This is a genomic window from Bradyrhizobium sp. Kon37 (genome assembly GCF_055807535.1).
The window spans coordinates 111,374-130,430 of record NZ_JBVVOY010000002.1 but is presented as its reverse complement, the minus strand read 5'-3'; the positions used below and the strand labels follow the sequence as shown (position 1 = coordinate 130,430).

Below are 19,057 nucleotides of genomic sequence, written 5' to 3'. Positions count from 1 at the left end.
TAGCGTGTCATGGCCGTCATCGCGCGAAGGCGATTGGGAATCGAGATTGCCAAGCGCTGCCCGGGGGCCCATGTCGGGTATCAACGCGGGCGAAGCAGCCTGATCCGAATGGTAATATAATACGTCATGCCGAGCCGTGTTTATCTCGACTGGAACGCGACCACGCCGCTTCGCTCCGAGGCGCGAAGCGCAATGCTCGCAGCCTACGAGCTGATCGGCAATCCGTCCTCGGTTCACGCCGAGGGGCGCGAGGCGCGTCGGCTTATTGAGGAGGCACGGACCACGCTTGCGATGGCTGTGGGAGCGCTGCCGCGGAACGTCGTCTTCACCTCCACGGGAACCGAAGCCAACGCGCTGGCGCTGTCACCGGGGCTTCGGGGGCCGTCTGGGGGGCCTGTCGAGCGGCTTCTAGTCTCGGCCGTCGAGCATGCGTCGGTACTGGCAGGCGGTCGGTTCCCGGCAGATGAGATCGGTCAGATCAGGGTCACGCGTTCCGGTGTGATCGACCTCGATCATTTGAAGGCGCTGCTCAGCGAGGGGCCGCCGGCGTTGGTCTCCGTCATGGCCGCCAACAACGAGACGGGCGCACTGCAGCCGGTCACTGACGTCGCGGGAATCGTTCACGGGGCCGGCGGCCTCCTGCACGTCGATGCAATCCAGGCGCTTGGAAAAATCCCCTTCGATATCAAAGTGATCGGCGCGGACCTTGCGACCTTTTCTGCGCACAAGATCGGCGGCCCCAAGGGGGTCGGCGCGCTGGCCGTGGCCGAGGGCGTGGCTGGACTTGAGCCGGTGCTGCGGGGCGGCGGGCAGGAGCTGAACCGGCGCGCCGGAACCGAGAATGTCGCCGGCATTGCCGGCTTCGGGGCATCCGTACGGGTTGCCCTTCAGGCTTTGCCGGAGGATGCGGAGCGGATGGTAAGCCTCAGAGATCGTTTGGAAAATGGCATTCGCTCCATGGCCGGAGCAACGGTGTTCTCAGATGACGTCAGGCGGTTGCCAAATACCGTTCTTTTCACGGCTCCCGGCTTGAAAGCCGAAACCGCCGTGATCGGCTTCGACCTCGAAGGTGTCGCGGTGTCCTCGGGCTCTGCCTGTTCCTCGGGCAAGGTGCAGCCGTCCCACGTGCTGTCGGCGATGGGGTATGATCCCACCGTCGCCCAGGGAGCGGTGCGTCTCAGTCTGGGCTGGTCCACGGAGCCCGATGACATCAACAGGGCGTTAGAGGCTTGGCGAAAGCTCGGTAATACCCTACTTAAGGGATAAGCGATGAAACACGGCTTGAACGGTTCTAAGCGCGTGCGTCTCGCCAAGAAACATCGTAATAGTCGTCCGAGTTTGATGATCCACCGCGGTCCTTGAAACCGCGAGCGGAGGATAGAATGCCAGCCGTGCAAGAGACGGTCGAGCGCGTGAAGCGCATCGACGTCGATCAGTATCGTTATGGGTTTGAGACCCTGATCGAGTCCGACAAGGCCCCCAAGGGGCTGTCGGAAGAGACCGTCAAGTTCATCTCCGAGAAGAAGAACGAACCCGCCTGGATGCTCCAGTGGCGGCTCGAGGCCTATCGGCGTTGGCTGACCATGACCGAACCGACCTGGGCCCGCGTCGATTATCCCAAGATCGACTTCCAGGACCTCTATTACTATTCGGCGCCGAAGCCGAAGAAGACGATCACCTCGCTCGACGAGATCGATCCCGAGATTCTGAAGACCTACGAGAAGCTCGGCATTCCCTTGCGGGAAGTCGCCATGCTCGAAGGCGTCGAGCCGAAGCCCGGCGAGGAAGATCCTAACCGGCGCAAGATCGCGGTCGACGCCGTGTTCGATTCGGTCTCGGTTGCGACCACCTTCAAGGCGGAGCTGAAGAAGGCCGGCGTGATCTTCATGCCCATCTCCGAGGCGATCCGCGAGCATCCCGAGCTGGTGCAGAAGTATCTGGGATCCGTGGTGCCGACGTCGGACAATTTCTATGCGACGCTGAACTCGGCGGTGTTCTCGGACGGCTCGTTCGTCTACGTGCCGCCGGGCGTGCGCTGCCCGATGGAGCTGTCCACCTACTTCCGCATCAACGAGCGCAACACCGGCCAGTTCGAGCGCACGCTGATCATCGCGGACAAGGGCTCCTACGTCTCCTACCTCGAAGGCTGCACCGCGCCGCAGCGCGACGAGAACCAGCTGCACGCGGCCGTGGTCGAGCTCGTCACCCACGACGACGCCGAGATCAAATATTCGACGGTGCAGAACTGGTATCCGGGCAATTCGGAAGGCAAGGGCGGCATCTACAATTTCGTCACCAAGCGTGGTGACTGCCGCGGCAACAATTCCAAGATCTCCTGGACCCAGGTCGAGACCGGTTCGGCGATCACCTGGAAGTATCCGAGCTGCATCCTGCGCGGCGACAATTCGCGTGGTGAATTCTACTCGATCGCGATCTCGAACGGCTATCAGCAGGTCGACTCGGGCACCAAGATGATCCATCTCGGCAAGAACACGTCGAGCCGCATCATCTCCAAGGGCATCGCGGCCGGCAGGTCGCAGAACACCTATCGCGGGCTCGTCACCGCGCATCGCAAGGCGACCGGCGCGCGCAACTTCACCGCCTGCGATTCACTGTTGATCGGCGACAAATGCGGCGCGCACACCGTGCCCTACATCGAAGCCAAGAACTCGTCGGCGACGTTCGAGCACGAGGCCACCACGTCCAAGATCTCCGAGGACGTGCTGTTCTACTGCATCCAGCGCGGCCTCACGCAGGAGGAGGCGGTCGGCCTCGTCGTCAACGGCTTCGTCAAGGACGTGCTGCAACAGCTGCCGATGGAGTTCGCGGTGGAAGCGCAGAAGCTGATTTCGATCTCGCTGGAAGGCAGCGTGGGGTAGTCGTGGCGGGAGATGGCCGGATTTGACCGAGATTTACTCGATCGTGCTCATCGTCACTGCATGCGCAATCGTGAGGAGATCGAGAAGAGCTCGGTATGCGGATGTTTCTATTGCTTGGCGACATTTCCGGCCAAGGAAGTTGACGAGTGGACCGACGATCAGCAAACCGCGCTCTGTCCAAAATGCGGCATAGACTCGGTTTTGGCGGGGTTGCCGAACGTACCCGCTGCTGATGCCGAGTTTCTGACGGCGATGCGCATACGGTGGTTTTAGAAGGTTGATGTGATGGCTTTGCTTGAAGTGAAAGACCTGAAGGTTCGTGTCGAGGAACGTGAGATCCTCCACGGGCTGACGCTGACCGTGAACGAGGGCGAGATCCACGCGATCATGGGGCCGAACGGCTCCGGCAAGTCGACGCTGTCGCACGTCATCGCCGGCAAGCCGGGCTATGAGGTCACCGACGGCGAGATCCTGTTCAAGGGCGAAGACCTGCTCGCGATGGCCCCCAACGAGCGCGCGGCCAAGGGCGTGTTCCTGGCGTTCCAGTATCCGGTCGAGATTCCCGGCGTCTCCACCATGAATTTCCTGCGCACCGCGCTGAACGCGCAGCGCAAGGCGCGCGGCGAGAGCGAATATTCGACGCCGGACTTTTTGAAGAAAGTCCGCGACGTCTCGAAGTCGTTGAACATCCCGCAGGACATGCTCAAGCGCGGCGTCAATGTCGGCTTCTCCGGTGGCGAGAAGAAGCGCAACGAGGTGCTGCAGATGGCACTGTTCGAGCCCAGCCTGTGCATCCTCGACGAGATGGATTCCGGCCTCGACATCGACGCGCTGCGCATCGCAGCCGACGGCGTCAACGCGCTGCATTCGCCCAAGCGCGCGATGGTTGTCATCACCCACTATCAGCGGCTGCTCAACTACATCGTGCCTGACGTCGTGCACGTGATGTCAAAAGGCCGTGTCGTGAAGAGCGGTGCCAAGGACCTGGCGCTGGAGCTGGAGTCGTCCGGCTACGCCCAGTACGAGGACGCGTAAGGAATTTTGCGATGAACGTTGCTGTGGCAAAGACCGGAAACGGCCGCGCGGTGAGCGATCTCTTCGCCAGCGCCGCAGGCCGCCTGCCGGGTTCGCCTTCTGTGATCGCCGCGCGCCGTGAGGCGTTCGAGACCTATGAGCGTCTCGGCCTGCCGCACCGCCGGATCGAGGAATGGAAATATACCGATCTGCGCGCACTGGTCGGCGAGGTGCTGCCGCTGGCCGCAGCGCCCGATACGGCTGCGTTGAAGCGCGCCGCGGACGCCGTGAAAGCGCACGCGATCGCGGGCGCCCGCAAGCTGGTGTTGGTTGACGGCGTGTTCGCTCCCGATCTCTCGGACGTCAAGGCGCTGGCCTCCGAGGTGAGCGTTAAGACCTTGCGGGAGACGCTGGAGAAGGATTCCAGTCTGTTGAAGACCGCGGCCACCGATGCGGTGATCGCGCTGAACGCGGCGATGGCGACCGACGGTGTCGTGCTTACGGTCGCCGATGGCGCGCAGCTCTCCGCGCCGATCCAGATCATTCACATCGCAATCGCTGCTTCGGCATCGACGTTCACCCGCTCGCAGATCGCGATTGGGAAGGGCGCTCGTGCCACCATCATCGAGAGCTTCGTCGCGGCCGGCGCCAAGGCTTACCAGGTCAGCGATGCCGTCATCCTCTCGGTCGGCGACAACGCAGACGTCGCGCATATCCGCCTGATGGATGATTCGCCGGATGCGGTGAACATCACCTCCCAGTTCGTCACGGTTGGCGCGAATACAAAACTCAATTTCTTCAACATGACCACCGGTGCGGCCGTCAGTCGTCTCCAGGGCTTCATCACGCTGGCAGGTGAGGGCAGCGAGCTCTCGGTCAACGGCGTGAACCTGTTGCAGAAGACCGAGCATGGCGACACCACGCTGGTGGTCGACCACGCCGTGCCGAACTGCGTCAGCCGGGAAGTTTTCCGCGCCGTGATCGACGACCGTGCGCATTCGGTGTTCCAGGGCCGCATCATCGTTCGTCCCGACGCACAGAAGACCGACGGCAAGATGATGATCCGTGCGTTGCTGCTCTCGGACGAGGCGGAAGCCGACAACAAGCCCGAGCTCGAGATCTTCGCTGACGACGTCTCCTGCGGTCACGGCGCCACCGCCGGTGCACTCGACGACAGTCTGCTGTTCTACCTGAAGGCGCGTGGCCTGCCGGAGAAGCAGGCCCAGGCGCTGCTGATCCAGGCTTTCGTCGGAGAGGCGATCGAGCAGATCGCCGACGATGATCTGCGCGAGCACGTGATCGGGATTGCCGAGCGCTGGCTGGAGCGGCGCCAATGAGCACGCATCCGGCAGTCAAGAACGGCTCTTACGACGTCGCGCGCGTGCGCCAGGATTTTCCGGCGCTCGCCATGCAGATCTATGGCAAGCCGCTGGTCTATCTCGATAACGCGGCTTCCGCGCAGAAGCCGAGTGCCGTGCTCGATCGCATGACGCAGGCCTACACCTCCGAATACGCCAACGTGCATCGCGGGCTGCATTATCTCGCCAACGCCGCGACCGAAGCCTATGAGGGTGGCCGCACCAAGGTGGCGCAGTTCATCAACGCTGCCCGGACCGAAGAAGTGATCTTCACCCGCAATGCGACCGAGGCAATCAACCTCGTCGCCTCGTCCTGGGGTGAACCGAACATCAAAGAAGGCGACGAGATCGTCATCTCGATCATGGAGCACCACTCGAACATCGTGCCCTGGCATTTCCTCAGGGAACGCCATGGTGCCGTGATCAAATGGGCGCCGGTCGACGACGAGGGCAATTTCCTCATCGAGGAATTCGAGAAGCTCCTGACATCGAAGACCAAGCTGGTCGCGATCACGCAGATGTCGAATGCGCTCGGCACCATCGTCCCGGTCAAGGACGTCGTGAAGATCGCCCACGCCCGCGGCATCCCCGTGCTGGTCGACGGCAGCCAGGGCGCCGTGCATCTGCCCGTCGATGTCCAGGACCTCGGCTGCGACTTCTACGTCTTCACCGGCCACAAGGTCTACGGTCCGACCGGCATCGGCGTGCTCTGGGCCAAGTACGACCACCTCGTCGCGATGCGTCCGTTCAACGGCGGCGGCGAGATGATCCGCGAAGTCTCGCGCGACATCGTCACCTATGGGGATCCCCCGCACAAATTCGAGGCCGGCACGCCGGCGATCGTCGAGGCGGTCGGACTTGGTGCCGCCATCGACTACGTCAATTCGATCGGCAAGGAGCGTATCGCCGCGCACGAGCACGATCTCGTCACCTACGCCCAGGACAAGCTGCGCGAGATCAACTCGCTGCGGCTGATCGGCACGGCACGGGGCAAGGGCCCGGTGATCTCGTTCGAGCTCAAAGGCGCCCACGCCCATGACGTCGCCACCGTGATCGACCGCCAGGGCATCGCGGTGCGCGCCGGCACCCATTGCGTGATGCCGCTTTTAGAGCGGTTCAACGTCACGGCCACATGCCGGGCGTCGTTCGGCATGTATAATACGCGGGAAGAAGTCGATCATCTGGCACAGGCGCTGTTGAAGGCGCGGGATTTGTTCGCATGAGTGACACGGCAGAAATCAAAGCCAATCCGATGGAAACCCAGTCGGCGCTGCCGCCTGAAGAGACCGAGCGTCTCACCACCGAGATCATCGCCGGGCTGAAGACCGTGTTCGACCCGGAAATCCCGGCTGACATCTATGAGCTCGGCCTGATCTACAAGGTCGAGATCAAGGACGATCGCTCGGTCGACGTGCAGATGACGCTGACGACGCCGAATTGTCCGGCCGCCGGCGAGTTGCCGACCATGGTCGAGAACGCGGTCGCCAGCGTTCCCGGCGTCGGCGTGGTCGACGTCAAGGTGGTCTGGGAGCCGGCCTGGACGCCGGAACGCATGAGCGACGAGGCCCGCCTCGTGCTCAACATGTGGTGACGCGTAACCTCGGCTTTAGATACTCGTTAGATCCTTGTTGGATCCTTGGCATTGAATTCGCTCGGCAACGGACCACATCACTGACATGACACAGATATCGTCGGGCTCGACACCAGCATCCACTCCAAAGCCGCGGCGGCCGCGCCCGCAGGTAATGCGGCTGACGGACGCTGCTGCCCAGCGCATCAACGAGCTGACCCAGCGGGCCGATTCCGAGATCGTGGGCCTTCGCGTCGGCGTCAAGAACGGCGGCTGTGCCGGCCAGTCCTACACCGTCGAATACGCCCATGATGTTCGTCCGACCGACGAGGTCGTCGAGGACAAGGGTGTCAAGATCCTGGTCGATCCGAAGGCTGTGCTGTTCCTGCTCGGCACCGAGATGGACTATAAGGCCGACAAGATGCAGGCCCAGTTCGTCTTCAACAACCCCAACCAGATCTCCGCCTGCGGCTGCGGCGAGTCGGTCGAGCTGCGCCCGGCGCAGATCGACGGGTAGTTTTTCCGTCATTGCGAGGAGCACTTGCGACGAAGCAATCCAGACTGTCTCCGCGTCGACAGCCTGGATTGCTTCGCTTCGCTCGCAATGACGGCGGTGGTATGAACGCTGGGCTGCTCGCCCCGGGAATCCTGCCATGGACCGCGAATTCCTGATCGACCTGTTCGCCGATTTCGGCCCCGTCGCCATCCGGAAAATGTTCTCCGGCTACGGCATCTCCGCCGACGGCGTCAACTTCGCGCTGTCTCTGCGCGCCGGCCTATTCTTTCGCGCCGACGAGATGACCATCCCGGACTTTGAAGCGGAAGGCTCGAAGCCGTTCCAATACGCGACCCGCGCCAAGACCGTGGTGGTGAACTCCTACTGGGAGCTGCCGGCCCGCCTGTTCGACGATTCCGCGGAACTCGCGCAATGGGCGAGGGCCGCGCTCGCCGCCGCCCAGCGCGCCAAGGTGAAGAAGCGGCCCAAGGCCAAGAAGACACCGAAGAAGGCGGCGAACAAGCCGGCCAAGAAGGTCGCCAAGCCTGCGAAAGCGCCGAAGAAAGTCGGCAAGAAGAGCCCGGCCCGCAAGCGCGCCACGCGAAGGGCTTGAGGTTCAATCCACGGCCTTGGTCAGACCAACCCGCATGTCCTTGGCAGTGAAGACGCAGGTGCCGTCGGCAAGCACGCGACCATCGGCAATTCCGAGCACCAGCTTGCCGCGCCGGACCATCCGCATGGCGACCTCGTAGCGCACGCATCGTGTGTCCGGTGTAACCTCGCCCGTGCACGCGACCTCGCCGACGCCGATCGCGCGGCCCTTGCCCGGCGAGCCCGACCATCCCAGCCAGTAGCCGACCATCTGCCACATGGCATCCAGCCCCAGAGACGCTGGCATCGTGGCATCGCCGCGATAGTGGCAATCGAAGAACCAATGGCCCGGCGCGATGTCGAGCTCGCCGACGATGTGGCCCTTGCCGAACTCGCCGCCGTCCAGGCTGATCTCCGTGATGCGATCCATCATCAGCATCGGCGGTGCCGGCAATTGCGCGTTGCCCGGGCCGAAATAGCCGCCCTCGCTCGATCTCAGCAGGTCGTCCCTGGTGTAGGACGGTTGCGGCGTGTGAAAATCATGCGGGTTGGGCAAGACGACAAGTCCTCCGGATGCGCGCAGTCGGACGCCTCAAGACGGCGAGGGAGATGTCGTTCGTCAGGCCAGAATGTCAAGCGCAGGTGGCGGTGCGTAGCTTCGGCGTTACGCCACCCGGTTGTGCGTCTCGACCGCGAATTCCGGATCGGCCTCGCAGATCACGCGGTTGCGTCCGTTGCGTTTGGCGGCGTACAGGCAGGCATCCGCGCGTTCGATCAGCGCATCGGTGTCGTCGCCCTGCTTCAGCATGGAGACGCCGACGGAGATGGTGACGCGGCCGAGGATTTCGCCGGTGGACTTCTTTTTCAATTCCTTGGCCATCACCGCGCGGCGGATGTGATCGGCCACCGTAAGGGCCTGGCGCAGCGCGGTGTTGGGCAGCACGACCGCGAATTCCTCGCCGCCATAGCGCGCGGTGATGTCCTGGCCCTTGATGGTCTGCTTCAGCGACAGGCCGACCAGCCGCAGCACCTGGTCGCCGGTGAGATGGCCGTAGGAATCGTTGAACGACTTGAAATGATCGATGTCGACCAGCAGCAGCGACAGCGGCTCGCTGGAGGCGAGGGCGCCTTGCACGGCCATGTCGATCATGCGATCGAAATATTTGCGGTTGCCGAGCCCCGTCAGCGGATCGGTCAGGCTCTCGGCGCGGATCGCCTCCAGGCTCTGCTGGAGGTTGCTGATCTCGCTCTTCGACAGCGTCAGCCGGTCTTCCAGCGCTTTGTTGGTCTCGCGCATCTCGCTGGTCGAATGCAGCAGCGTCTCGACGATCGACTTGAGCTGCTCGCGGCTCTCGGCCGATGAGAGCTTTTCGGTCGCGCCCGACAGGCTGGCATCGTAGGAGCCGGTCATCCCGAGCGCGTCACCGAGGACCTTCATCACGTCGTCGATCTCGCCGATGACGCGCGCGCCGACCTTGTCGATGCGGTCGGTGGTCTTGATGTGGGAGAGGTAGGTCTCGTAGATCTGATCGAGATCGGCTTCGGTCAGCTTGCCGCTCCGCGCCAGTGTCTCGTTGATGATCTTGTTGAGCGGGGCGTTGTAGCCGGTGGCGTAGACGAACCAGATCTCGTAATTGCGGGGAATTGCCGTCTGTCGTAGCGATCGGATCTGACCGAGCGCTACCTCGGCGAACGCCATCGTGCGTTCGTGTTCGTCGAGCACCTTGACCACGGAACATACCCCACAGCGATCGGCGTGCCGTCGACCGCAGCAATACTTAAATTATGTTCGTAGGCTAACGGACGATCGTGAACGCCCCGTAAATATACGTCCACGAATACGTCCAAAAAAGTGCGCGCCAGCTTTATTTCAACCAAAGCCGGGCGCACATCGGGCTTCAGGCGCCGGCCGGGGAGCGAACCGGACGCAGCAGAAAGGCCGGCAGATGCGAGTGGTCGCCCGGCTCGCTGTCGGCCTCGCGTTGGCGGCGCGGCTCGGGACGGCCGATCGACGGGACATGCGACGGATTGGCCTGCTGGCGCGCACCGTCACGCGGCTCGGATGATGGCTTGGCTTCGCGCGGAGGCCTGGCTTCACGCGGAGGCCTGGCTTCACGCGAAGATCTGGCTTCACGTGGAGGCCTTGCCTCGCGCGCGGGCCTTGCTTCGGAAGCGGGCCTTGCTTCGGAAGCCAACCTTGCCTCGGGAGCGGACCGTGCTTCGGCTGAAGGCTGTGCCTCGCCACGCGCTTCGCGCGGCTCCTGGCTGCGCTCGCGATCGCGACCGCGTTGCGGCTTGCCACGTCCGCCGCGTGAACGTTCACGGCCGCGCTGCTCGCGCGGACGCTCGCTCGCATCGGAAGCATCGGTGCGGACTTCGAAATCGCCTTCGGCGCGCGGAATGCTCTGGCCGATCAGCTTCTCGATCGCCACCATCGACTTCTGGTCGGGCGGCGTGACGAGCGAGATCGCCATGCCGGACCGGCCTGCGCGACCGGTGCGGCCGACGCGGTGGACATAGTCGTCGGGATGGTGGGGAACGTCGAAATTGAAGACGTGGCTGACCTCGGGGATGTCGAGGCCGCGGGCGGCGACGTCGGATGCGACCAGCAGCGGCAGCTCGCCCTTGCGGAACTGTTCGAGCGCCGCCGTACGGGCCGACTGATCCATGTCGCCGTGCAGCGCGCCGACGCTGAAGCCGTGCTTTTGCAGCGACTTGTGAACGACGGCGACATCGCGCTTGCGATTGCAGAAGATGATCGCGTTCTGGAGATCCTTGGCCTCGCGGAGCAGTCGGCGAAGCAGCTCGCGCTTCTCGTGCGCCTCGCGCCCGGCCGGGACCTGACACTGCGTAACGGTGACAGCGGTGGTGGCGGGCTTCGATACCTCGACCTTCTGCGGATTGTGCAGGAAGGTTTCGGTGATGCGCCGGATCTCCGGCGGCATGGTTGCGGTGAAGAACAGGGTCTGCCGCGTGAACGGGACGAGCTTGCAGACGCGCTCGATGTCGGGAATGAAGCCCATGTCCAGCATGCGGTCGGCTTCGTCGATGACGAGCAGCTCGACGCCGGTGAGCAGCAGGCCGCCGCGCTCCGTGTGGTCGAGCAGGCGGCCGGGAGTGGCGATCAGCACATCGACACCGCGCGTCAGCTTGGCATCCTGGTCGCCGAAGGAAACGCCGCCGATCAGGAGGGCGACGTTGAGTTTCTGGCCCACGCCGTAACGGTCGAAGTTTTCCTTCACCTGCGCCGCGAGTTCGCGGGTCGGCTCAAGGATCAGCGTGCGCGGCATGCGCGCCCGGGCGCGGCCCTTTTCGAGAATGGTGAGCATCGGCAGCACGAAGGCGGCGGTCTTGCCGGTGCCGGTCTGGGCGATGCCGAGCACGTCCTTGCGAGCGAGGACGTGAGGGATCGCCTGTTCCTGAATGGGGGTGGGGGTGGTGTAACCGGTGGCCGCCACTGCGGCGAGGACTTTTTCGGATAGTCCGAGATGGGTAAAAGACATTGAGCCTCTGGTCGAAACCGCCGTTCGGATTCGAGGGTAATAAGGCTGTCGCGTTCCACCCCAAAACGGCGCGCTCTCAAAGAAGCTGGGGGTGCTGACTCACGCGAACAAAGCGCCAAGCTCAGGAATCGCTCTTCGATACCGAGCCGCGTCGACCCGGAACATAGGCGGGAATCGGCCAAAGTCAATGGAGCAGCCGCGGGAAGGCCCTAAAAAACCTGAGGTTTTCGCTCAAATAGCGGGCGAGGCTGCGGTTTTGGGCCAATCCAGCGGTCGGCCGGAGCTGCCCAAACGTCGGCTAACGCCCTTCCGGACCCTGGGCGCGGAAGTCGCCGGGGGCCATCCCATAGGCGGCGTTGAAGACCCTGTAATAGGTCGCGAGGCTGTCGAAGCCGCAGGCGGTCGCGATGTCGGCGATCAGCCGGTCCGGGGCTTCGCGCATCAGGCGGCGGCTCTGGTTCAGGCGTTCCTCCGTCACGGTTTGCGAAAAACTCTTGGCTGCGCCTTCGAACAGCATGTGCAGGTGACGGACCGACACGCCGAGAAGGTCGGCCACCATCGGTGGCGCCATATCCGGGTCTTGCAGGTGACGTGCGATCAGGCGTCGCGCCTGCGAGAGCCGGGCGATCCGCAGCGCGGCCTGCCCGAGGCGGCTGCCGGGCCGCAGGATGCCGCGCTCGATCAGCGCCAGATGGGCTAAAGCCTGGACGAGGGGGACGGCATCGGCGGCGCCGTCATCACCCGCGGCAACCGTACCGAGATCGGCAAAGCAGGCGTCGAGCAAGGGCGCCAGGGTGGGATCCTCGAACGTCCGGGGCGCAAGCTCGCGCATGCGCTTGTCCTGCGTGGACAGGCCGCTCACGGGAATCTTCAGGATCCGCAGGTGGAAGCCTCCCGCGCCCAGCGGCGCCGCGCGATAGGGCTGGTCGGTATGGCTGGTCGCGAAGCTGCCATTGGCGATCGTGAAGTCGCTGCCGCGCATGCCGCCGAACCAGGCGCCGCTACCGAGCTGCTGATAGACGCAGAGGCTGTCGCCCGGCGCGTCAGCGATGTCGGTCATGCTGCGCTCGACCGTGTAATGCGAAGCCTTCAGCTCGACGAGGCCGGCTCCGCCAAGCTGACACAGCGAGAATTCGCCGAAGAAGTCCGCGCGGCGTTCGCGCTCGAGTTCGGCGGTGACGCCGAACAGGCCCTTGGCGCGCACCTCGCGCCAAAACTCGAAGCGATCGTGCGGCTCGACCTCGTCGGTGCACCAGCGATACACGGCGTCCCCTCGCTTCCAGCGGAATTGCCCACAAGAATTGACCGAGAAAACGCAAATTCCGGTGGCATCTACCATAGGCTAGACGACAGACCTGAGTCCTCAGGGCTGTTGAACCAGCGCTATGGCTGGGCCGACTATCACATCAACGACGCGGTTCCCATGAACCGCTGTTCGAAGGAACCGGCGTGGGCCGTTCTTGAGGGATTTTCGATGACACGTCGGCTTTTCAGAGTACTGGCAGCGCTTGGCCTCGCGGCCGGCCTCAGCGGTTTCGCGCTTCCCGCCTGTGCCGAGAAGCGCGTCGCGCTCGTGGTCGGCAACAACGACTATAGGAACGTTCCGAAGCTGCTCAAGGCGGTCAACGACGCCCGCACCATGGGCGATACGCTGAAGCAGCTCGGCTTCTCGGTGATGGTCGCCGAAAACCAGAGCCGGCAGCAATTTTCGGAGACGCTGCTCGCGTTCGATCGGACGATCGAGCCCGGCGACACCGCGTTCTTCTTCTATGCCGGCCACGGCTTCGAGATCGCAGGCCAGAATTACCTGCTGCCGACGGACGTGCCGGCAGCGACGGAAGGGCAGGAAGAGCTGGTGCGAGACGCCTCCATCCTGGCCGATCGCATCGTCGAGCGCCTCCAGAACAAGAAGGCGCGAACCTCGATCCTGGTGTTCGACGCCTGCCGCAACAACCCCTTCGAGCGCAAGGGTACCCGCGCCGTCTCCGGTGGTGGCGGGCTTGCCCCGATGGTGCAGCTGCCCGAAGGCGTGTTCTCGGTCTTCTCCGCGGGCCCGCGCCAGACCGCGCTCGACCGCCTCTCCAACGACGACGCCAATCCCAATTCGGTGTTCACGCGCACCTTCGCCAAAGAGCTGCTCCAGCCCGGCGAGAACCTGGTGCAGGTGGCGCAGCGTACGCGCCGTCTCGTCAGCGAGATGGCCGACACCGTCAAGCACAGGCAAGTGCCGGTCTATTTTGATCAGATGGTCGACGACGTCTTCCTCAGCGGCATCGCCAAGGATGCCGCCGTGCGCCCGGCCGATCCGCCGGCGCAGAAGCTCGCGGCGCTACCACCGGTCTCGGTGCCGCGCGTGCCAAAGGAAGAGACCACCAACGCGCCGATCGCGAGCTTCTCGCGCCACAATGGCGGGTGGAGCGTGGTGTTCTCCTTTGCAGATCCGACCCTCGGCGTTTCCTGGCGCATGGCCGGCAATGGCGACTTCCGCGAAACCGGCTTCATCGATACGCTCGACCCGCGCACGCGCAAGAGAATGCCGAACCCGTCGATCGAATTGCCGCCGGACGCGCAGGCCGGCACCATCGAGGTCCGCTATGTCGACCAGTCCGGTGACATGCAGGGCCCGTTCCCGATCAGGTTCGATCCCGAAGCCGCGCTGATCCGCGACCAGCGCAAGATCCTCGACATGACCGCGACGAGCTGGCTGTCATTCCGCGAGTTCAACGGGCTGCTGGTCTACTACACGCACCTCGTGTCCTACCGCTGCGCCATTCGCGAAGTGCGCATCGGCATCGACACCGCCGTTCCGAACCAGGTGTTGAAGATGCCGGGCTGCGACATGCGCGACCCCAGCGCGATCAGCGCCGGCATGCCGCTCTACATGAAGCTCGCACCGGCAACGCAGTTCATCTCGGTGGAGCTGACCTATCGCGACGGCAGCGTGTCGGAGATCAAGAGCTTCCGCAGCGCGAACCGCAGCAACAACTGATGAAGCGGGCGAAGGCGTCGCGCACGCTTTTGCCACCCGCTTCCTGATGAAGCGCTTGAGCTTGTCCTACTCCTCGTAAGGATAACCGTTGTGTTCGATGCGCACCGGCGCAAGCGGCGGCCTGCGCGGTGCGATCATGATCAAGACGAAAAGCACGTTGATCAGGATCCAGACGCCGAGCAGTATGAGGATTGTCTGCACTGCAATTTCCTGAATGAGTCGGAATTGACAGCAAGGCTAACGGCCATTCACAACTGCGGCAAATGAATCTTGCTTGCTGCAGTGCACGCAAACCTTGACCCGTAATGAGGACCCGGCCGTGAACCTCAATACGTCGCCGCATCCCCATGGCTCCTCGGTGAAGGTCCGCTGTTGCATCGTGGGCGGTGGACCGGCCGGCATGATGCTCGGCTATCTCCTTGGGCGCGCCGGCATCGATGTCGTGGTGCTGGAGAAGCATGCGGATTTCTTCCGCGACTTCCGCGGCGACACCGTGCATCCCTCGACGCTCGAGGTGATGGACGAGCTCGGCCTGATCGACGGATTCCTGAAGTTGCCGCATCAGCGCTTGCAAAAGATGGACGGCCTGTTCGGCGGTACCCCCGTTCGCATCGCCGATCTCAGCCGCCTCCGCACCAAGTACCCCTTCATCGCTTTTATGCCGCAATGGGATTTTCTGAACTTCCTGCGCGAGGCCGGCCAGCGCTTCGCCTCGCTGAAGGTGATGATGAACACGGAAGCGGTCGATCTGATCCGCCGCGGTGAGACCATCGCTGGCGTGCGGGCGAATACGCCGGATGGCATCGTGGAGATCGAAGCCGATCTCACCATCGCCTGTGACGGCCGGCATTCGACCGTGCGCCAGCGTTCCGGCCTCGAGGTCGAGGAGATCGGCGCGCCAATGGACGTGCTGTGGTTCCGCGTCGGCCGCAAGGCGAACGAGACCGAGAACGTGTTCGCGCGCGTCGAGCCCGGCAAGATGATGATCACCTTCGACCGCGGCGACTATTGGCAATGCGCCTATGTCATCGCCAAGGGGCAATACGACGCGGTGAAGGCGAGGGGATTGCAGGCGCTGCTCGACGACGTCGTTCGCATGGCGCCGATCCTGAAGAGCGGCATTGCCGATGTGAAGAGCTTCGACGATTTCAAGCTGCTCACCGTCGCGATCAACCGCCTGAAGCGCTGGACGCGGCCGGGCCTGCTTCTCATCGGCGACGCCGCACATGCGATGTCGCCGGTCGGCGGCGTGGGCGTCAATCTCGCCGTGCAGGATGCGGTCGCGACCGCAAATTTGCTGGCGGACAAGCTGCAGCGCGGCTGCCCGTCGGAGGAGGAGCTCGATGCCGTGCGCCGTCGCCGCGAATTCCCGGTGAAGATGACGCAGCGAATGCAGATGATCGTGCAGAACAACATCATCAGCGGCGCCTTGCAGGGCGGCGACCGGCCGCTGAAAGTGCCGCTGATCGTGCGTCTCATCACCGCGGTGCCGTGGCTCCAGGGTATTCCGGCGCGCTTGCTCGCGCTTGGCGTCCGGCCCGAGCACGTGCAGTCGAAGGCTGCGCCGGCACGGTAGCGCAAGGACTCGGTAGGGATAACGCGGCGTTAAATCGCGCTCAGCGCGTTGCCTGCGTACAACAGTTCAGATCCATTGAAGGCGCGCTGCTTGCCAATCCGGCGTCTTAACTGTCTTGATTCAAATTTGAGTAAGAACTGCGTGTGAGCGTGCATCCATCAAAGGACACGGGGTGTACCATGCGTACCAAGTTGATTGCCGCCTTCGCCTGCACGACCGCTCTGGTTTCGACCGGCGCCGCTTCCGCCGCCGATCTCGGTGCGCGCTACACGAAGGCGCCCGCCTATGCGGAGCCGCTGTTCAACTGGACCGGCTTTTATGTCGGCGGCCACATCGGCGGCGCATGGACCAACGAGCAGTTCATCAACAACGGGACCGGCGCGCCGTTCGGCGATCTGACCCCGGGGCAGGGCTACCGTCAGCGCAACTCCGGCATCCTGGGCGGCGCCCAGATCGGCTACAATTGGCAGGCCAACAACTACGTGTTCGGTATGGAAGGCACGATCTCGGGCCTCGACAACAAGGGCTCGTTCTTGAACACCGCGTTTGGCGCGGGTGACGACGTGTTCTCCTGGCGCGCCAATGTGCTTGCCACCGTCGTCGGTCGCGCCGGCTTCGCCGTGCAGAACAACCTGTTCTACATCAAGGGCGGCTATGCCGGCGTGAACAACCGTCTGTCGGTCACCGACACGGTCGGTCCGTTCACCGGTTCTGGCGGTCAGACCCATTGGGCCAACGGCTGGACCGTCGGTGCCGGCTGGGAATACGGCATCACCCGCAACTGGATCGTCGGCCTCGAGTACAACTACGCAGCCTTCACCAGCCAGACCTATCAACTTGGCGGCACGTCGGGCAATTACAGCTTCGATGCCAAGCCGCGCGACCTCCAGTGGGCCGTCGTGCGCGCCAGCTACAAGTTCGACGCGCCGGTCATCGCCCGCTACTAAGGGGGCAACGAACGACCAAGCAGCCATAAAAGACGATCACTGCCCAAATTCAAAAGCCCCGGCATTGTCCGGGGCTTCTTTTTTGTGTGCAGGTTTCTGGCGTACGGCCTACGCCATCACCGAGAACCCGCCATCGACGGGGATCGCGGTGCCGGTGACGAAGTTAGACGCGGGCGAGGCAAGAAACACGGTGATGCCGGCGAAGTCGTCGATGTCGCCCCACCGCCCCGCCGGCGTGCGTGCCAGCACCCGCTCGTGCAAGCCCGATACCTGCTGCCGCGCACCGCGGGTCAGGTCGGTGTCGATCCAGCCGGGAAGGATGGCATTGACCTGGATGTTGTCGGGCGCCCACGCGTTGGCGCAGGCGCGCGTGTACTGAACGATACCGCCCTTGCTCGCCGCATAGGCCGTTGCGAAGCTCGCGCCGAATATCGACATCATCGAGCCGATGTTGATCACCTTGCCGTTGCCGGACGCCTTCAGCGCCGGATAGGCCAGCTTCGAGCACAGGAAGGCGCTGGTAAGATTGGTGTTGATCACCGTATTCCATTCGTCGAGCTCGAGCTCGTGCGGCGGTTTGCGGATGCTCATGCCGGCATTGTTGATGAGGATGTCGACGCGGCCGAGATCGGCGACGACACGCTCGACCATCGCGGCGATGGCCGCCTTGTCGGTGACATCGGTGGCAACACTGATCGCCTTCACGCCGCGTTGAGTGAGGTCGGCGACGGCCGCGGCGGATTTGGCTTCGTTGCGTCCGACCACGGCGATGTTGGCGCCGGCATCGGCGAGGCCACGGGCCATGCCGAGCCCGATGCCGCCATTGCCTCCCGTGACGATCGCGACCTTGCCGCGGAGATCGAACCGACTGGATGTCATGCTGCTATTCCCTGGTTTCTTCTATTGGTTGCTCTGCCAGATCAGCACCAGCCCGAAGCCGGCCATGGCTGCGCCATAGCCGGCCCATTGCAACTGGTTGACCATGAAGCTCGATCGCGGCCACGCGACGGTACCCGTGCCCTGTCCGATCCAGAGCAGCCCGACGGCAAGGGCAAACAGGCCTGCTACAAGCAGAAATCTGCGCATGCATTCCTCCCCATGGGTCCGCTTCTGTCGTGACGCGGCATGACCATTGCCGCGGCCCGAAAACTTGGCGGGAGACTAGCCGTAGCCGTGGTTCGGATACAATGGCCGCTGATGCAGGCCGCAGGGCGGATGCATGTCCATACGCAAGGTCCGCTGAAGCACCGTACAACGAAAAAGCCCCGGACGATGCCGGGGCTTTGACGTCTGAACTTGCGTTCGGATCAGTACTTCGCGACGACCGGACCGGTCCAGTTGAAGCGGTAGACCAGCGAGGTGGAAATCGTCTGGTTCCAGCTGTTGGCGCGGATGTCGCGGCCGACGACGACGTTGCCAGCATCGAACAGTTCGTTCTGGGTCTTGGCGTTGTAGAAGGCCGAGCGATATTCGGTCTTCATGAACCAGCCGGGCGACTGGATGCCGAAGATGTTCAGGTTGTTCTCGACGCCGCCGCCGATGAACCAGCCATTGCGGTTGTAGCTGTTGAGATGGATACCGGCGGGCACGCCGGCCAGGGTCATGAAGTTGGTCTGGCCGAAGTGAGCGCCCGAGTAACCGCCGTTGACGTAGGAGAGAACGTTCGGAGCGACCAGCCAGCCGAGGCGGACACCAGCGGCCCAGGAATCTTCCAGCTTCTGGTTGCCAGTGATGCCAGCGATCGGGTCCTGAATGGTAGCACGGATGCTGCCGAACTGACCGTCAGCGAACACGCCAGCGACCCAGGTGCCGCTGAACTGCCAGTCGTAGCCGAGACCGACGGTGCCGAACCAGCCCGAGCCACCCTGGCGCTGATCGATCGTCAGGGGAACTGCGCCGACCGTGGTCTGCACGCGCTGGTCAGAGGCCGAGAGGCCGCCGCCGGCGCCGCCGAAGATGTAGAAGCCGGTCCAGTTGGCGACGGGAGCCGCCATCGGCGCCTTCACGTAGGGACGGGCGCCAAGGTCAGCGGCCGAGGCCGAACCGGTCATCGCGGCAACCGCGGTCAGTGCGAGCAAAATCTTCTTCATCTTAAAATCCCCAAGCTTTGGTCTGTCTGGAAGGCGCGAGCGCA

General features: G+C 63.6%; 19 protein-coding genes. 11 read left to right on the top strand and 8 right to left on the bottom strand.

The features are described from left to right. Positions 1-126: 126 nt before the first annotated feature. The 8 genes from AC0L3J_RS04795 to AC0L3J_RS04760 all read left to right on the top strand — a co-directional run bounded on the left by AC0L3J_RS04795 (position 127) and on the right by AC0L3J_RS04760 (position 7,930). Positions 127-1,266 carry a cysteine desulfurase family protein gene (locus AC0L3J_RS04795; RefSeq protein ID WP_473346190.1) on the top strand — a complete coding sequence of 380 codons (1,140 nt, stop codon included), beginning with the start codon at positions 127-129 and terminating at the stop codon, positions 1,264-1,266. Between the two features lie 116 nt (positions 1,267-1,382). Continuing rightward, positions 1,383-2,879: a Fe-S cluster assembly protein SufB gene (gene sufB / locus AC0L3J_RS04790; RefSeq protein WP_007609805.1), complete on the top strand. Its 1,497-nt coding sequence runs from the start codon at positions 1,383-1,385 to the stop codon at positions 2,877-2,879. Positions 2,880-3,164: 285 nt separating this feature from the next. Then, the gene (sufC, locus tag AC0L3J_RS04785; protein ID WP_027569859.1) at positions 3,165-3,914 is read left to right on the top strand and encodes a Fe-S cluster assembly ATPase SufC; all 750 of its coding nucleotides are present in this window, start codon (positions 3,165-3,167) and stop codon (positions 3,912-3,914) included. 11 nt (positions 3,915-3,925) lie between these two features. After that, positions 3,926-5,230: a Fe-S cluster assembly protein SufD gene (gene sufD, locus AC0L3J_RS04780; protein ID WP_473346189.1), complete on the top strand. Its 1,305-nt coding sequence runs from the start codon at positions 3,926-3,928 to the stop codon at positions 5,228-5,230. After that, entirely contained in the window at positions 5,227-6,474 is a 1,248-nt protein-coding gene (locus AC0L3J_RS04775; RefSeq protein WP_247408656.1) for a cysteine desulfurase, read from the top strand. Before sufD ends, AC0L3J_RS04775 begins: the two co-directional genes overlap by 4 nt. Beyond that, on the top strand, positions 6,471-6,842 hold the full coding sequence (locus AC0L3J_RS04770) for an SUF system Fe-S cluster assembly protein (protein WP_007591551.1): 372 nt from the start codon (positions 6,471-6,473) through the stop codon (positions 6,840-6,842). Before AC0L3J_RS04775 ends, AC0L3J_RS04770 begins: the two co-directional genes overlap by 4 nt. 85 nt (positions 6,843-6,927) lie before the next feature. Beyond that, the gene (locus tag AC0L3J_RS04765) at positions 6,928-7,338 is read left to right on the top strand and encodes a HesB/IscA family protein (RefSeq protein WP_081747958.1); all 411 of its coding nucleotides are present in this window, start codon (positions 6,928-6,930) and stop codon (positions 7,336-7,338) included. Between the two features lie 136 nt (positions 7,339-7,474). Further along, positions 7,475-7,930 carry a TfoX/Sxy family protein gene (locus AC0L3J_RS04760; protein ID WP_473346187.1) on the top strand — a complete coding sequence of 152 codons (456 nt, stop codon included), beginning with the start codon at positions 7,475-7,477 and terminating at the stop codon, positions 7,928-7,930. 3 nt (positions 7,931-7,933) lie between these two features. On the opposite strand, the gene fabA is transcribed toward AC0L3J_RS04760, so the two are convergent. From fabA to AC0L3J_RS04740, 4 genes are all read right to left on the bottom strand, one after another. Then, positions 7,934-8,464, bottom strand: coding sequence for a bifunctional 3-hydroxydecanoyl-ACP dehydratase/trans-2-decenoyl-ACP isomerase (gene fabA, locus AC0L3J_RS04755; RefSeq protein ID WP_473286892.1), 531 nt, complete (start codon positions 8,462-8,464; stop codon positions 7,934-7,936). Positions 8,465-8,572: 108 nt separating this feature from the next. Further along, positions 8,573-9,640, bottom strand: a complete 1,068-nt coding sequence (locus tag AC0L3J_RS04750) for a GGDEF domain-containing protein (protein ID WP_473346186.1) — start codon at positions 9,638-9,640, stop codon at positions 8,573-8,575. A gap of 166 nt (positions 9,641-9,806) precedes the next feature. Continuing rightward, positions 9,807-11,411, bottom strand: a complete 1,605-nt coding sequence (locus AC0L3J_RS04745; protein ID WP_473346184.1) for a DEAD/DEAH box helicase — start codon at positions 11,409-11,411, stop codon at positions 9,807-9,809. 298 nt (positions 11,412-11,709) lie between these two features. Next, positions 11,710-12,675 carry an AraC family transcriptional regulator gene (locus tag AC0L3J_RS04740; protein WP_473346183.1) on the bottom strand — a complete coding sequence of 322 codons (966 nt, stop codon included), beginning with the start codon at positions 12,673-12,675 and terminating at the stop codon, positions 11,710-11,712. 210 nt (positions 12,676-12,885) lie between these two features. Between AC0L3J_RS04740 and AC0L3J_RS04735 the strand changes: the two genes are divergently transcribed. Beyond that, entirely contained in the window at positions 12,886-14,400 is a 1,515-nt protein-coding gene (locus AC0L3J_RS04735; protein ID WP_473346182.1) for a caspase family protein, read from the top strand. A 66-nt stretch (positions 14,401-14,466) separates the two neighbouring features. Here AC0L3J_RS04735 and AC0L3J_RS04730 read toward each other — a convergent pair whose 3' ends face one another. Then, positions 14,467-14,601: a hypothetical protein gene (locus AC0L3J_RS04730; RefSeq protein WP_456764490.1), complete on the bottom strand. Its 135-nt coding sequence runs from the start codon at positions 14,599-14,601 to the stop codon at positions 14,467-14,469. A 118-nt stretch (positions 14,602-14,719) separates the two neighbouring features. Here AC0L3J_RS04730 and AC0L3J_RS04725 point away from each other — a divergent pair, with 118 nt between their 5' ends. Together AC0L3J_RS04725 and AC0L3J_RS04720 are read left to right on the top strand one after the other, a co-directional pair. Then, the gene (locus AC0L3J_RS04725; RefSeq protein ID WP_473346181.1) at positions 14,720-15,976 is read left to right on the top strand and encodes an FAD-dependent oxidoreductase; all 1,257 of its coding nucleotides are present in this window, start codon (positions 14,720-14,722) and stop codon (positions 15,974-15,976) included. 179 nt (positions 15,977-16,155) lie between these two features. Further along, entirely contained in the window at positions 16,156-16,923 is a 768-nt protein-coding gene (locus AC0L3J_RS04720) for an outer membrane protein (RefSeq protein WP_473346180.1), read from the top strand. A 108-nt stretch (positions 16,924-17,031) separates the two neighbouring features. On the opposite strand, the gene AC0L3J_RS04715 is transcribed toward AC0L3J_RS04720, so the two are convergent. The 3 genes from AC0L3J_RS04715 to AC0L3J_RS04705 form a co-directional block, all read right to left on the bottom strand. Then, entirely contained in the window at positions 17,032-17,802 is a 771-nt protein-coding gene (locus AC0L3J_RS04715) for an SDR family NAD(P)-dependent oxidoreductase (protein WP_473346179.1), read from the bottom strand. A gap of 21 nt (positions 17,803-17,823) precedes the next feature. Beyond that, positions 17,824-18,009 carry a hypothetical protein gene (locus AC0L3J_RS04710; RefSeq protein ID WP_007591540.1) on the bottom strand — a complete coding sequence of 62 codons (186 nt, stop codon included), beginning with the start codon at positions 18,007-18,009 and terminating at the stop codon, positions 17,824-17,826. A gap of 221 nt (positions 18,010-18,230) precedes the next feature. After that, the gene (locus AC0L3J_RS04705; protein WP_473346178.1) at positions 18,231-19,013 is read right to left on the bottom strand and encodes an outer membrane protein; all 783 of its coding nucleotides are present in this window, start codon (positions 19,011-19,013) and stop codon (positions 18,231-18,233) included. Positions 19,014-19,057: the final 44 nt, after the last annotated feature.